The sequence below is a fragment of the Streptomyces parvulus genome, from assembly GCF_014648855.1.
Lineage (GTDB): Bacteria > Actinomycetota > Actinomycetes > Streptomycetales > Streptomycetaceae > Streptomyces > Streptomyces parvulus.
Genome location: NZ_BMRX01000017.1, coordinates 59,995 through 76,372, shown reverse-complemented (window position 1 = coordinate 76,372; position 16,378 = coordinate 59,995). Strand labels below are relative to the sequence as shown.

Genomic DNA, 16,378 nt, shown 5'->3' with positions numbered 1-16,378 from the left:
GTGGGGGATCGCCGCGTCACACGGAGACCGCTGCGGGCTGAGCCGCCTGTTCGCCGCACATCAGCCCGTGCAGGTGGGCGGCGAGCAGGCCCGCCGTCGGGCAGTCGAAGACCAGGTTGGGCGGCAGCCTGCGCTCGGTCAGGTCGCGCAGCCGGTTGCGCAGCTCGATGGAGGTGAGGGAGTCGAAGCCGACCTCGAACAGCCCCTGGTCGGCGTCGATCCGGTACGTGGCGCCGTGGCCCAGTACCGCGGCCACCTGGTCCCGGACCAGGTCGAGCAGCGTCCGCGCCTGCTCGGCGGGGGTGAGGCCGGCCAGCCGCTCGGACAGTGCCTTGCCCTGGACTCCGGTGCTCGCGGTGTGGGCCGTCTGGCGGCCGGGGCGGACCAGGCCGCGCAGCATGTGCGGGACCCCGCCGTCCCCGGCGCGGGCGCGCAGCGACGTCAGGTCCAGTCTCGCGGGCACGAGCTGAGCCCGCCCGGAGCCCAGTGCCGCGTCGAAGAGTTCCATGCCCTCGGCCGGGGTGATCGCCCGCAGTCCGCCGCGCCGGTTCATCCGCGCCTTGGTGAGCTCGTCGGTACCGGCCGCCATGCCGCCGCCGGTCTGCTCCCACAGGCCCCAGGCCAGCGAGAGTCCGGGCAGTCCCGCCGCGCGGCGCTGGGCCATCAGCCCGTCCAGGTAGGCGTTGGCCGCGGCGTAACTGCCGCTGCCCGCGCCCATGAAGACCGCCGAGACGGACGAGTAGACGACGAAGACGTCCAGTGCCAGCGACCGCGTCAGCTCGTCCAGGTGGCGTACGGCGTCCACCTTCGGCGCGAACACCCGCGCCAGCCGCTCCGGCGTCAGCGCCCCGATCACACCGTCGTCGGTCACGCCCGCGGTGTGGACGACTCCGCGCAGCGGGTACTCCGGCGGCAGTCCGGCGAGCAGCGCCTCGACCTGTGCCCGGTCGGACACGTCACAGGCCACGACCTCCACGGCCGCACCCCGCCCCGCCAGCTCCGCCACCAGCTCCGCCGCACCCTCGGCCTCCGGACCACGACGACTGGCCAGCACCAGACGCCGCACCCCGTGCCGCGCGACCAGATGCCGGGCCACCACACCACCCAGCGAACCCGCACCCGAGACCAGCACCGTCCCCTCGCCCGCGAACACCGCGTCCGCATCCACGACACGGTCCGCGACGCGGACGAGGCGCGGCACCGAGAGGGTGCCGCCACGTACGGCGACCTGCGGTTCTCCGGCGGCCAGCGCCAGACCCAGCGCGGGCAGCGCGGCCTCGGCGGACTCCATGTCGTCCGGATCGGCGTCGACGAGGACGATGCGGTCCGGGTTCTCGGCCTGCGCGGCCCGCACCAGCCCCCACACCGCCGACGCGGCCGGGTCGGACACGGTCCCGGAGTCACCGGCGGGCACCGCGCCCCGGGTCACCACGGCCAGCCGCGTCTCGTCGAGGGCCGGACCGTCCAGCCAGCACTGCACGGCCTCCAGCACCCGGGTGGCCAGTTCCAGCGCCGCCGCCTCGTCCTGGTCGCCGACGGCTTCGAGTACCGCGAGGGCGGGTGCGGCGGCGCCGGACTCGATGTCGTCGGCGAGCGTCGCCACCTCCTCGGCGGTGGCCACCGGCGACCAGGTCGGCGCGGTCTCCGTGCCTTGGAGCGGCAGCAGTTCGGTCCACTCCACCCGGAACAGCGAGTCGGCGCGGGCGGTGTCCGCCGCCGTGTCGAGCTGTTCGGCGGAGACCACCCGGGACACCAGCGAGTCCATCGTCACGACCAGGGCACCGGCCTCGTCCGCCGCCGCCAGCGACAGCGCGTCCTGCTCGGTCAGCGCCAGGCGCACCCGCAGGACGGAGGCCCCGGCGGCGTGCAGCACCAGGCCGTTCCACGCGAACGGCAGCCGCAGTTCCGCTTCACCGGGCCCGCCGTCGGCGCCCTCGGCCGGTGCCGGCCCCGCGATCTGGAGGAGCGGCGAGTGCAGGGCGGCGTCGAGCAGCGCGGGGTGGACGCCGAACCGGCCGGCCTCCTCTCGGTGCTCCTCGGGCAGGGCCACCTCGGCGAAGATCTCGTCGTCACGGCGCCACAGGGCACGTACGCCCTGGAACGCCGGGCCGTAGCCGTATCCCACCTCGGTGAGGAGGTCGTAGCCGCCGTCGACGGCCACCGGCTGCGCACCGGGCGGCGGCCAGGCCGCGAAGTCGAACCCAGCTGCTGCGGCGCCGGGTTGGGGAGCGAGGGCCAGCATGCCGGTGGCATGCCGGGTCCACGCGTCCGCGCCGGTGCGCAGGGAGGCGTCGTCGCGCCGCGAGTACACGTCGACGGTGCGCGACCCGTTCTCGCCGGCCGCGCCGACGGCCACCTGGACCCGCACCCCGCCCTGCTCCGGCACCACCAACGGCGCCTCGATCACCAGCTCTTCGAGCACCCCGCAGCCGGCCTCGTCACCGGCCCGCACGGCCAGCTCCACCAGCCCCGTGCCGGGCACCAACACCACGCCGCCGACCCGGTGGTCGGCGAGCCAGGGCTGCGCCTTGAGCGACAGGCGGGAGGTGAACACCAGCCCGTCGGAGTGCGGAAGCTCCACCATCGCGCCGAGCAGCGGATGATCGGTACCGGCCAGCCCGAGGGAGGTGGCGTCGGTGGGGGCGTCGGTGGCCTGGAGCCAGTAGTGCTGGTGGTCGAAGGCGTACGTGGGCAGGTCCACGCGGGTTGAGGTGGCGCCGCCTTCGGGAAGGATGGCGGTCCAGTCGACGGGGACGCCGCGCACGAACAACTCGGCCATCGACGTGAGCAGACGACGCAGGCCGCCGTCCTCGCGACGGAGGGAACCGGTGACCGTGGTGCCGGTGCCGTCGAGGATCTCGGTGATCGGCTGGACGAGTACCGGGTGGGCGCTGACTTCCACGAAGACTCCGTGGCCCTGCTTCAGGAGGGCGGCCACTGCGGGGCCGAAGCCGACCTGACTGCGGAGGTTGCGGTACCAGTAGCCGTCGTCCAGGACGCCTTCGTTCTCGATCCACTCCCCCGTCACGGTCGAGTAGAACGGGATCGACGGGGCCTTGGCCGTGACTCCCGTGAGGGTGTCGGCCAACGTCTCCCGGATGTCCTCCACATGCCGGGTGTGGGAGGCGTAGTCCACCGCCACCCGCCGTACCCGGATCCCGTCGGCGGCCAGCACCTCCAAGGCCTCGTCCAGCGCCTCGGCATCACCGGCGATCACCACGGACGAGGGCCCGTTGACGGCGGCCACCTCCACGCGGCCCGCCCAGCGCTTCAACCGCCCGGCCGCCTCGCCCTCGCTCAGCGCGACGGAAGCCATGCCCCCGCGTCCGGCAAGCTGCCCGGCGATGGCCTGACTGCGCAGCGCCACGACCCGAGCCGCGTCTTCCAACGACAGGGCACCCGACACACACGCGGCTGCGATCTCACCCTGCGAATGCCCCAGCACCGCATCGGGTTTGACGCCCACCGACTGCCAGACAGCCGCCAGACCCACCATCACCGCGAAACTCGCCGGCTGAAGGACGTCGACCCGCTCCATCAGACCCGGGTCGGCATCACCACGCAGCACATCGATCAACGACCAGTCGATGAACGGCTCCAGAGCCGCCGCACACTCCGCGATCCTCTCCGCGAACACCGGGGAGGCATCGAGGAGTTCCCGGCCCATACCCGCCCACTGCGAGCCCTGCCCCGGGAACACCCACACCACCTTGCCCGGCGTGCCCGAACCGCTCACCTTCCCGGTGACCAGCCCGGCCGGGTTCTCGCCGCGTTCCAGGGAGCGCAGGCCCGCCAGGGCCTCCCCCTCGGAGTCGGCCACCACGACGGCGCGCTCGGTCAGCAGTGCCCTCCCGGTGATCAGTGACCTGGCGATACCGGTCAGGGAGCCCTGGCCGGACTGTTCGACGAAGTCGGCGAGGCGCCCGGCCTGCCCGGCCAGCGACGCCGTACTCCGCGCCGACACCATCAGCGGCACCACACCACCGGAGGACGGAGCCGGGACCGTGCCCTGCTCCTCGGCAGGCGCCTCCTCCAGGATCAGGTGCGCGTTCGTACCGCTGATGCCGAACGACGACACGCCCGCACGACGCGGACCGCCCTCACGCGGCCACTCCCGCGCCTCGGTCAGCAGCTCTACCGCACCCGCCGACCAGTCCACCTGCGTCGTGGGCGCGTCGACGTGCAGGGTGGGCGGCATGACGCCGTGCCGCAGCGCCTGCACCATCTTGATCACACTGCCCACGCCGGCGGCCGCCTGCGTGTGACCGATGTTCGACTTCAGCGACCCCAGCCACAGCGGCCGTTCGGCGTCACGGCCCTTGCCGTACGTCGCCAGCAGCGCCTGCGCCTCGATCGGGTCGCCCAGCGCCGTGCCCGTGCCGTGGCCCTCAACGACGTCGACGTCCGCGGCGGAGAGGCCGGCGCCGGCGAGTGCCTTGCGGATCACCCGCTGCTGCGAGGGACCGTTCGGAGCCGTCAGACCGTTGGACGCGCCGTCCTGGTTCACCGCACTGCCCCGCAGCACGGCCAGGACCTCGTGCCCGCGCTCCCGTGCCACCGACAGGCGCTCCAGGACGACCAGGCCGACGCCCTCGGCCCAGCCGGTACCGTCCGCGCCGTCGGCGTAGGCCTTGCAGCGGCCGTCACCGGCCAGGCCCCGCTGACGGGAGAACTCCACGAAACTGACCGGAGTCGCCATCACCGTCACGCCGCCGGCGAGCGCCATCGAGCACTCGCCCTGGCGCAGCGCCTGCGCGGCCAGGTGCATCGCCACCAGCGACGACGAGCACGCCGTGTCGACGGTGACCGCCGGGCCCTCGAAACCGAAGACGTACGACACCCGGCCCGACGCGACACTCGACGCCGTGCCCGTGCTCGCGAAGCCTTCCAGTTCCGGTGCGCTCACGCCGGCCCCGTAGCCCTGGCTGGACACGCCGGAGAACATGCCGACATCCGTGCCCTTCAGCGAGAGCGGGTCGATCCCTGCGCTCTCGAACGCCTCCCAGGAGGTCTCCAGGAGCAGCCGCTGCTGCGGGTCCATGGCGAGCGCCTCACGGGGCGAGATCCCGAAGAACCCCGCGTCGAACAGGCCCGCTTCGCGTACGAAGCCGCCCTGGGTGGTGTAGGAGGTGCCCGCGCTCTCCGGATCCGGGTCGAAGAGGCCCTCCAGGTCCCAGCCGCGGTCGTCGGGGAAGGCGGACATGCCCTCGCGGCCCTCGGAGACCAGCCGCCACAGGTCGTCGGGGCCGTTCACACCGCCGGGCAGGCGGCAGGACATGCCCACGATCGCGATCGGCTCGTCGGGGTCCGCGGCGCGTACGGGGGAAGCGGCAGGGGTGCCGGGCGTCGCCGTGTCCCCGAACTCCTCGCGCAGGTAACCGGCGAGGGCCTGCGGTGTCGGGTAGTCGAAGATCAGCGTGGCGGGCAGCTTGAGGCCGGTCGCCTCACGCAGCCGGTTGCGCAGCTCCACCGAGGTGAGCGAGTCGAATCCGGCCTCGTTGAACGCGGTGTCGGCGCGGACGCTGTCCGGTCCGTCGTGGCCGAGGACGACCGCGGCCTGGGAGCGTACGAGGTCGAGGAGCAGGGCGTCCCGTTCCGCCTCGGTGAGCCCGGACAGGCGCCGGGGCAGGTCGTTCTCCTGCTCGGCCGCCGCCCGTGCCTGCCGGCGTCCCGTCGGTACCAGGCCGCGCAGCAGGTGCGGGACCGGCGCCCCGGCCACCGCTCCGGCCCGGGCCGCGCCCAGGTCCATCCTGATCGGTACGAGCAGCGCCCGCTCGGACACGAGGGCGGCGTCGAGCAGTTCCATGCCCTCCGCGGCGGTGATCGCCAGGACGCCCCCGCGGTCGGCGCGTGCCTGGTCGGCGTCGCCGAGGTGGGCGGTCATTCCGGCGTCCTGCTCCCACAGGCCCCAGGCGAGCGAGAGGCCGGGCAGTCCGGCGGCCCGGCGGTCGGCCATCAGACCGTCCAGGAAGGCGTTGGCCGCCGCGTAGTTGCCCTGGCCGGCCGATCCGAACACGCCGGAGGCGGAGGAGAACACGACGAACGCGTCGAGGTCGGTGCCGCGGGTCAGCGCGTCGAGGTGGCGTACCGCGTCGACCTTGGGTGCGAACACCTTCGCCAGGCGCTGGGCATCGAGCGCCCCGATGACTCCGTCGTCGAGGACGCCCGCGGTGTGGACCACGCCGCGCAGGGGGTGCTCGTCGGGTATGCGGGCGAGGAGGGCCGCGGTCTGCTCCCGGTCGGACACGTCGCAGGCCGCGACCGTCACGGCCGCGCCTCGCCCGGTGAGTTCGTCGGCCAGTTCCCGTGCGCCCTCGGCGTCCGGGCCGCGCCGGCTGACCAGGAGGAGGTGCCGTACGCCGTGTCGGGCGACCAGGTGCCGGGCGACCAGGCCGCCCAGTGATCCGGTGCCGCCGGTGATGAGGACCGTCCCCTGCGGGGTGAGGGGGTCGGGGGCTTGCGGGGCGGGTCCGCCGGCGCGGGCGAGCCGGGGCACCTTCAGCGCCGTACCGCGCACGGCGACCTGGGGTTCTCCGGCGGCGCGCACGGCGCCCAGCACGGGCACGACGCCGTCGGCGGCGGCCGGATCGGCGTCGATCAGGATGATCCGGTCGGGGTTCTCGGCCTGCGCGGAGCGCACCAGCCCCCACACCGCCGCACCGGCCGGATCGGTCACCAGGCCGTCCCCGGCGGGTACCGCGCCTCGGGTCGCGACGACGAGCCGGGACTCGTCGAGGCCGTCGGCGGACAGCCAGGCCTGCACCACGCCCAACACGCGGGCGGTGAGGGCGAGTACGGCATCTGCGTGCTGGGGGGTGTCGACGGCGTCCAGCACCGCGAACTCCGGTGTGCCGGCGTTCCGGGCAAGCTCCGTCACGTCGTCCGCCGTGGCCACCTGCGCCCAGGTGGGGGCGTCGGGGGCCGGGTGGGCGGCGGGTGCATCGGTCCAGTCCACCTGGAACAGTGACTCGGCGACCGCCGAGTCCGTCGCCGACTCCAACTGGTCGGCGGAGACCGGCCGCGACACCAGGGAGCCGAGGCTCACGACCGGGCCGCCGGTCTCGTCGGCGGCTTCGAGTGTCACGGCGCCGGGTCCGGCGGTGCTCAGACGGATACGCAGTGCGGAGGCGCCCGCGGCGTGCAGCTCCAGGCCGTTCCAGGCGAACGGCAGGACCGGCCGGCCGGGTTCCTGGGCCGTCGTGTCCGACTCGGTGCCGAACATCCCGGCGTGCAGGGCGGCGTCGAGGAGCGCCGGGTGGATGCCGAACCGGTCCGCGCCGGCACGCTGCTCCTCGGGCAGGGCGGCCTCGGCGAAGACCTCCTCGCCGCGGCGCCACACGGCGCGCAGGCCCTGGAACGCGGGGCCGTAGCCGTAGCCGAGCGCGGTCAGGTCGCGGTAGAAGTCGCCGGTCTCGACGGGCTCGGCGCCGGGCGGCGGCCAGGCGGTGAAGTCGAAGCCCCGCTGCGGGGCGGTGGGTGCGGTGGTCAGGGTGGCGGTGGCGTGCCGCGTCCAGGCGGCCCCGTCGCCCGGCGCGTCCTCACGCTGTGAGAACACCTCGACGGTGCGCGCCCCGTTCTCGTCCGGGCCGCCTACCGCGACCTGGAGCCGCACCCCGCCCCGCTCCGGCACCACCAACGGCGCCTCGATCACCAGTTCTTCCAGCGAACCGCACCCGGCCTCGTCACCGGCCCGCACGGCCAGCTCCACCAGTCCCGTGCCGGGCACCAGCACCACACCGCCGACCCGGTGATCCCCGAGCCACGGCTGCGCCTTCAGCGACAGGCGGGAGGTGAACACCAGCCCGTCGGTCCCCGGCAACCGCACCACCGCGCCGAGCAGCGGATGGTCGGCAGCCGCCTGTCCGAGCGACGCCGCGTCCGTCACCGACCCCGCCGTCTCCAGCCAGTAGTGCTGACGGTCGAAGGCGTACGTCGGCAGATCCACCCGTCCCGCCGCGGCGCCCTCCGGCAGCACGCCGGACCAGTCCACCGGCACGCCGCGCACGAACAGCTCCGCCATCGCGGCCAGCAGGGTCCGCTCCTCCGGGCGGCCGTCGCGCAGCGCGGGTACGCAGGCCGGGGCGGCGCCCGCGGCGGTCGCCGTCTCCTCGACCAGTCCGGTCAGGGCCGCGCCCGGGCCCAGTTCGACGAAGAGCGCGGCGCCGTACTCGACGGCGGCGGCGATGCCGTCGGCGAACCTCACCGGCCGCCTCACGTGGCCGGCCCAGTACTCCGGTCCGGTGAGTTCGTCGGGCGCGGCGAGACGCCCGGTCACGTTCGAGATCACGGGGATGGCCGGCGCCCGCCACTCCACCTCCGTCAGTTCCGCCGCGAAGTCGGCCAGCATCGGCTCCATGCGCAGGGAGTGGAACGCGTGGGAGACGGCGAGCCGCTTGGTCTTGCGGCCCTGCTCCCGCAGCCGCCCGGCCGCGGCGAGTACGGCGTCCTCGTCACCGGAGAGGACCACGGAGGCGGGGCCGTTGACCGCGGCGACCTCCACCCCGTCGCCGAGCAGTCCGGCGACCTCCGTCTCGCCGGCGGCCACCGCGACCATCGCCCCGCCCGGGGGCAGGGCCTGCATGAGCCGGCCCCGGGCGGCGACCAGGCGTGCCGCGTCCCGCAGCGACAGCACTCCGGCCGCGTGCGCGGCGGCGACCTCGCCGATCGAGTGCCCGACGACCGCGTCCGGTCGTACGCCCCAGGACTCCAGGAGCCGGAACAGGGCGGTTTCGACGGCGAACAGGGCGGCCTGGGTGAACACCGTCTGGTTCAGCAGCTCGGTGCTGCCCGGTGCCGTGCCGAGGATCACGTCGCGTACCGGGTGGTCGATCCACCCGGCGAGGAAGGCCTCCAGTTGCTCGCACGCCTCGTCCAGGGCGCGGGCGAACACCGCGTGGCGCTCGTACAGTTCCCGTCCGGCGCCCGCGCGCTGCGAGCCCTGGCCCGGGAAGACCCAGACGACCTTGCCCGGTCCGCCGGTGCCGGCCGCCCTGCCGGTGATCACAGCGGCCGCGTGTTCGCCCCGGGCCAGGGCACCGAGGCCGTCCAGGGCCTCCCGCTGCGAGCCGGCCAGGACGACGGCGCGCTCGCGCAGCAGCGCCCGTTCGGATAGCAGCGCCCGCGCGACACGGGGAAGCCGCAGGGCCTCCGGGGCGGTGTCCGACGGCTCCTGCGGTCCGGCGTCCAGGTATGCGGCGAGCCGTCCGGCCTGGCCCGCCAGGGAGCCCTCGCCGTGTGCCGACACCACCAGGGGCGTGAGCCCACCCGGCGCGGGCAGCGGTGCCGTCCTCTCCTCGGCCGGCGCCTCGTCGGCGGGCGCATCCTCGGCGGGCGCCTCTTCTGCCGGCGTCTCCTCCGGCGCCTCTTCCAGGATCAGGTGCGCGTTCGTCCCGCTGATGCCGAACGAGGAGACTCCGGCACGCCGCGGGTGGCCGTTGCGGGGCCAGTCCCGGGCCTCGCTGAGCAGTTCGATCGCGCCCGCCGTCCAGTCGACCTCGGTCGTCGGCTCCTGGGCGTGCAGCGTCGGGGGCATGACACCGTGCCGCAGCGCCTCGACCATCTTGATGACGCTGGACACGCCCGCGGCGGCCTGCGTGTGTCCGATGTTCGACTTCAAGGACCCCAGCCACAGGGGATGTTCGGGATCACGGCCCTGGCCGTACGTGGCCAGCAGGGCCTGCGCCTCGATCGGGTCTCCGAGCGCCGTGCCCGTGCCGTGGCCCTCGACCACGTCCACGTCGGCGGAGACCAGTCCGGCCCCCGCCAGCGCCTTGCGGATCACCCGCTGCTGCGAGGGCCCGTTGGGCGCCGTCAGCCCGTTGGACGCGCCGTCCTGGTTCACCGCGCTGCCCCGGATGACCGCGAGGACCCGGTGCCCGCGCTCCCGGGCCTCCGACAGCCGCTCCAGGACGACCACACCCGCGCCCTCGGCCAGGCCCATCCCGTCGGCGCCGTCCGCGTACGCCTTGCACCGGCCGTCGGCGGCCATGCCCTGCTGGCGGGAGAAGACCACGAAGGTGCCCGGGGTCGACATCACCATCGCGCCGCCGGCCAGGGCGAGTGAGCACTCACCCTGGCGCAGGGCCTGCGCGGCCAGGTGGATGGCGACGAGCGACGACGAACAGGCCGTGTCCACGGAAACGGCGGGGCCCTCGAAGCCGAAGACGTACGACACCCGGCCCGACGCCACGCTCGACGCCACGCCGGTTCCGGTGAAGCTCTCCAGCTCGGGGGCGACGCCGCCCGCGCCGGACCCGTAACCCTGGCTGGAGACACCGGAGAAGACGCCGACGTCCGTGCCCTTCAGGGAGACCGGGTCGATGCCCGCACGCTCCAGGGCCTCCCAGGAGGTCTCCAGGAGCAGCCGCTGCTGCGGGTCCATCGCCAGCGCCTCACGCGGCGAGATCCCGAAGAACCCGGCGTCGAACTCGCCCGCGCCCTGGAGGAAGCCGCCCTGGTCCGTGTAGGAGGTGCCGGGATTGTCGGGGTCCGGGTCGAACAGGCCGTCCAGCTCCCAGCCCCGGTCCTGAGGGAATCCCGAGACGCCGTCCCGCCCCTCGTGCACCAGACGCCACAGATCCTCGGGACCCGTCACGCCTCCCGGCAGCCGGCACGCCATGCCCACGATCGCTATGGGCTCCCCCGCGTGCGAGGAGCCCTGCTTGCGCAGGGTGTGCAGTTCCGTCGTGACGCGCTTGAGGTACTTGAGGAGCTTTTCGTCCGTGGCCATGCGTCAGTCCTCACGAGTGATTTGGCGGTACCGGATGCCCTGAACCGGCGTCACACGAGCCCGAGTTCTCCGTCGATGAAGTCGAGGACTTCGTCGGCCGATGCGGATTCCAGCTTCTCCGCCACCGTGGAACCGTCCGTCTGCTCGACCACCCCATTGCACCTGGCCACCAGGCCCTGGAGCCGCAACGCGATACCGGTTCTCATGGATTCGTCGAGGCTCACTGAACCGAGGAGCGACTCGACGTCCGCGATTTTCGTGTTCACCCTCGAGAGCACGTCGTCGCCGATGCCCAGCTCCTCGCGCAGGAAGCGGGCGAGCACGAGCGGGGTCGGGTGGTCGAAGACCAGCGTGGCGGGCAGTTTCCGGCCCGTCACCTCGCGCATCCGGTTGCGCAGCTCCACCGACGTGAGGGAGTCGAACCCGACGTCCTTGAACGCGGTCTCCGCCTTGACGCTCTCCGGTCCGCTGTGGCCGAGCACGACCGCGGCCTGAGTGCGTACCAGGTCCAGCAGCAGGGCCTCCTGCTCCGGTCCGGGGAGTCCGGACAGGCGGTCCAGGAGGTCGCCGCCGGCCGCGGTGGACGCCGTGGCGCGCACCTGCTGCCGGCCGGCGGGTACGAGGCCGCGCAGCAGGTGCGGCACCGCGCCGCCGGCCGCCGCACCGGCCCGCACGCCCCGCAGGTCCAGTTTGACCGGTACGAGCAGTGCGTCCGCGGTGCCGACCGCCGCGTCGAACAGCTCCATGCCCTCGGCGGGCCGGAGCGCGACGACCCCGTCACGGCTGGCGCGCCGGCTCATCCGGACCTGGTCGTCTGCGCTGAGGTGGGTGGTCATGTTGGTGGCGTGCGCCCAGGTGCCCCAGGACAGGGAGAGCCCGGGCAGCCCGGCCGCGCGACGCTGGGCCATCAGCCCGTCCAGGAAGGCGTTGGCGGCCGCGTAGCCGCTGCTGCCGGCGCCCATGAAGACGGAGGAGGCGGAGGAGTAGACGACGAAGGCGTCCAGGGCGAGTGGCCGGGTCAGCTCGTCGAGGTTCCGTACGGCGTCCACCTTGGGCGCGAAGACCTTCGCCAGCCGCTCCGGAGTCAGCGTCTCCACGAGTCCGGCCTCGAAGACACCGGCCGTGTGCACCACACCCCGCAGGGGGTGCTCCCCGGGTACCCGCGCGAGCAGGGCCTCGACCTGCGCCCGGTCGGACATGTCGCAGGCCACGACGGAGACCGCCGCCCCGTGTCCGGTCAGCTCGGCCGCGAGTTCCCGCACACCGTCGGCGTCCGGGCCCCGGCGGCTGGCCAGGACCAGGTGCCGTACGCCGTGTTCGACGACGAGGTGCCGGGTGACGAGTTCGCCCAGGGACCCGCCGCCCGAGACGAGGACGGTTCCGTCCGGGCCGAACACCGGCTGCGCGCCGGACGCACCGACGCGGGCGAGACGCGGCACTTTCAGTGCCGTTCCCCGCACCGCGACCTGGGGCTCGCCGCCGGCCAGCACCGCCGCGAGGACCGAGTCCGGCACCGGCTCCAGGCCGCCTTCGGCGTCGGGGTCGGTGTCCAGGAGTACGACGCGATCCGGGTTCTCGGACTGCACGGCCCGCACCAGGCCCCACACCGCCGACCCCGCCGGGTCGGTCACCTCCCCCGTCCCGCCGGCGGCGACCGCGCCCCGGGTGACGACCACGAGCCGTGACTCGTCCAGCCCCTCCGCGGCCAGCCAGGTCTGCACGGCCGTGAGGACGCGCGAGGTCAGCGCCAGTACGGCATCGTCGGTGGTACCGCCCACCGCCTCCAGGACGGCCACGTCCGGGACGGCGGCGGCTTCGGCCAGCATGCCGACCTCGTCCGCGTCGCGCACCGCCGTCCGCGAGGGCGGGGCCCCGACCGCCGGGGCCGGGGGCAGCTCGCTCCACTCCACCCGGAACAAGGAGTCGGCGACCACGGTGCCCGCGGCCGAGTCCAACTGCTCCGCGGACACCGCCCGGGAGACCAGCGAGTCCATCGTCACGACCGGTGCGCCGGTCTCGTCCGCCGCCTCGACCGACAGGGCGTCCGGCCCGCTCGGGGCGACGCGCACCCGCAGCGCCGAGGCACCCGCGGCGTGCAGCACCAGGCCGTTCCACGCGAACGCCAGGACGGGCCGGCCCGTCTCGTCCTCCGGGGTGTCCGCCGCCGCCCCACCCCGGAACGTGCCGGTCTGGAGGACCGCGTCCAGCAGGGCGGGATGGATGCCGAACCCGGCCGCCTCGTCGCGAAGCTCGTCGGGCAGGGCGACCTCGGCGAAGACCTCCTCGCCGCGCCGCCACGCCGTCCGCACCCCCTGGAACGCCGGTCCGTAGTCCACGCCGCGCTCGCGCAGCTCCGCGTAGAAGTCGGCGGCGTCGACCTCGACCCGCTGCGCGCCGGGAGGCGGCCAGGAGGCGAAGTCGAAGCCCGTGGTGCGGGCCGGGGCCGACACCGCGAGGATTCCGGTGGCGTGCCGCGTCCACGCGTCCCCTTCACCGGGAACGTCGTCGCGCCGCGAATGCACCTCGACGGTGCGCGACCCGTTCTCGCCGGCCGCGCCCACGGCCACCTGGACCCGCACCCCGCCCTGCTCCGGAACCACCAACGGCGCCTCGATCACCAGCTCTTCGAGCACCCCGCAGCCGGCCTCGTCACCGGCCCGCACTGCCAGCTCCACCAGTCCCGTGCCGGGAAGCAGCGCCAGTCCGCCGATCGCGTGGTCGGCGAGCCAGGGGTGGCTCTTGAGCGACAGGCGGGAGGTGAACACCAGCCCGTCGGAGTGCGGAAGCTCCACCATCGCGCCGAGCAGCGGATGATCGGTACCGGCCAGCCCGAGGGAGGTGGCATCGGTGGGGGCGTCGGTGGCCTGGAGCCAGTAGTGCTGGTGGTCGAAGGCGTACGTCGGAAGGTCGACGCGGGCCGGCCGAGCCCCCTCGGGCAGGATGCCGGACCAGTCGATCGGGGCGCCGTGCACGAAGACTTCGGCCATCGAGGCGAGCAGGCGACGCAGGCCGCCGTCGTCGCGGCGCAGGGAACCGGTGACCGTGGTGCCGGTGACCGTCGTGTCGGTGTCGTCGAGGATCTCGGTGATCGGCTGGACCAGCACCGGGTGGGCGCTGACCTCGACGAAGACGCCGTGGCCCTGACGGACCAGCTCTCCCACCGCGGGGCCGAAGCCGACCTGGCCTCGGAGGTTGCGGTACCAGTAGCCGCCGTCCAACACGCCTTCGTTCTCGATCCACTCCCCGGTGACGGTCGAGTAGAACGGGATCGACGGGGCCTTGGCCGTGACGCGAGCGAGGGTCTCGGCGAGGGTCTCGCGGATGTCTTCCACATGTCGGGTGTGGGAGGCGTAGTCCACCGCCACCCTTCGCACCCGGATCCCGTCGGCGGCCAGCACCTCCAGGGCCTCGTCCAGCGCCTCGGCGTCACCGGCGATCACCACGGAGGACGGCCCGTTGACAGCGGCCACCTCCACGCGGCCCGCCCAGCGCTTCAACCGCCCGGCCGCCTCGCCCTCGCTCAGCGCGACCGAAGCCATACCGCCACGCCCGGCGAGCTGCCCGGCAATGGCCTGACTGCGCAGCGCCACCACCCGCGCCGCATCCTCCAACGACAGCGCACCCGACACACACGCCGCAGCGATCTCACCCTGCGAATGCCCCAGCACCGCATCGGGCTCGACGCCCACCGACGACCAGACGGCCGCCAGCCCCACCATCACCGCGAAACTCGCCGGCTGAAGGACGTCAACCCGCTCCATCAAACGCGGGTCGGCATCCCCACGCAGCACATCAACGAGCGACCAGTCGATGAACGGCTCCAGGGCCGCCGCACACTCCGCGATCCTCTCCGCGAACACCGGGGAGGCATCAAGGAGTTCCCGGCCCATACCCGCCCACTGCGAGCCCTGACCCGGGAACACCCACACCACCCGGCCCGGCGTCCCCGAGCTGCCCGACACCACACCAGGCGCACCCTCACCCGCAGCAAGCGCCCGCAGCCCGGCCAGCGCCTCCTCACTTGAGTCGGCCACCACCACCGCACGCTCACCCAGCACCGCACGCCCACCGACCAACGCACCGGCGACGTCGACCAGGTCGACCCCGTCGTTCCGCTCGACGAAGGACGCGAGCCGCCCGGCCTGCCCCACCAGCGACGCGGCACTCCGCGCCGACAGAACCAGCGGCACCACACCACCGGGGGACGGAGCCGAGGCCGTGCCCTCCTCCTCGGCAGGCGCCTCCTCCAGGATCAGGTGCGCGTTCGTCCCGCTCACGCCGAAGGACGAGACACCCGCGCGACGGGGGCGCCCCTCACGCGGCCACTCCCGCGCCTCGGTCAGCAGCTCCACCGCGCCCGCCGACCAGTCCACCTCGCTGGTGGGTGCGTCGACGTGCAGGGTGGGCGGCATGACTCCGTGCCGCAGTGCCTGCACCATCTTGATCACACTGCCCACGCCGGCGGCCGCCTGCGTGTGACCCACGTTCGACTTCAACGAACCGAGCCACAGCGGCCGTTCCGGATCGCGCCCCTGCCCGTAGGTCGCCAGCAGCGCCTGCGCCTCGATCGGATCGCCCAGCGCCGTGCCCGTCCCGTGCGCCTCGACGACGTCCACGTCGGACGCCGAGAGCCCGGCACTGGCCAGGGCCCGCCGGATCACCCGCTGCTGCGAGGGGCCGTTCGGCGCCGTAAGACCGTTGGACGCACCGTCCTGGTTGACCGCACTGCCCTTCAGGACGGCGAGAACCTTGTGCCCGCGCTTCCGGGCGACCGACAGGCGCTCAAGGAGCACGACCCCGACGCCCTCGGCGAGGCCCATGCCGTCCGCGCCCTCCGCGAACGCCTTGCAGCGCCCGTCGGAGGCCAGGCCCCGCTGACGCGAGAACGCCACGAAATTGCCGGGCGTGGCCATCACCATCGCGCCGCCCGCCAGCGCCATCGAGCACTCGCCCTGCCGCAGGGCCTGGGCCGCGAGGTGGATGGCCACCAACGAGGAGGAGCAGGCGGTGTCGAGGGACACCGCGGGGCCCTCGAAGCCGAAGACGTACGACACCCGGCCCGACGCCACGCTCGACGACGCCCCGGTGCCCGCGAAGCCCTCGGACTCCGGGGTCACCACGCCGGCGCTCGCGCCGTAGCCCTGTCCGGAGAGGCCGGAGAAGACACCGACGTCGGCGCCCTTGAGCGAGAGGGGGTCGATGCCGGCGCGCTCGACCGCCTCCCACGAGGTCTCCAGGAGCAGGCGCTGGTGCGGGTCCATCGCGAGGGCCTCACGCGGCGAGATCCCGAAGAACCCCGCGTCGAACAGGCCCGCCCCCTCCAGGAAGCCGCCCTGGGTGACGTACGACGTACCCGCGTGGTCGGGGTCGGCGTCGAAGAGGCCCTCCAGGTCCCAGCCCCGGTCCCGGGGGAAGTCGGTGACCGCGTCCGCGCCTTCGGCGACCAGCGTCCACAGTGCCTCGGGCGAGGAGACACCACCGGGGTACCGGCAGGCCATGGAGACGACGGCGATCGGTTCGCGCGCCTCCTCCTGGACCTCGCGCAGCCGCTTGCGGGCAGTGCGGGCGTCGGCGATGGCCCGCTTGAGATAGTCGCGGAGTTCTGCCTCGTCAGCCACTGGATTCAACCCCCAGGAAAGGAATGTGTGC

Annotated in this window: 2 protein-coding genes; both read right to left on the bottom strand. The window is 73.9% G+C overall.

The window, feature by feature from the left end; translation table 11 throughout:
• Nucleotides 1-16: 16 nt before the first annotated feature.
• Nucleotides 17-10,729: a type I polyketide synthase gene (locus tag IE108_RS29355; protein WP_189397790.1), complete on the bottom strand. Its 10,713-nt coding sequence runs from the start codon at nt 10,727-10,729 to the stop codon at nt 17-19.
• Between the two features lie 50 nt (nt 10,730-10,779).
• Nucleotides 10,780-16,347: a type I polyketide synthase gene (locus tag IE108_RS29350; protein ID WP_064732182.1), complete on the bottom strand. Its 5,568-nt coding sequence runs from the start codon at nt 16,345-16,347 to the stop codon at nt 10,780-10,782.
• Nucleotides 16,348-16,378 lie beyond the last annotated feature (31 nt).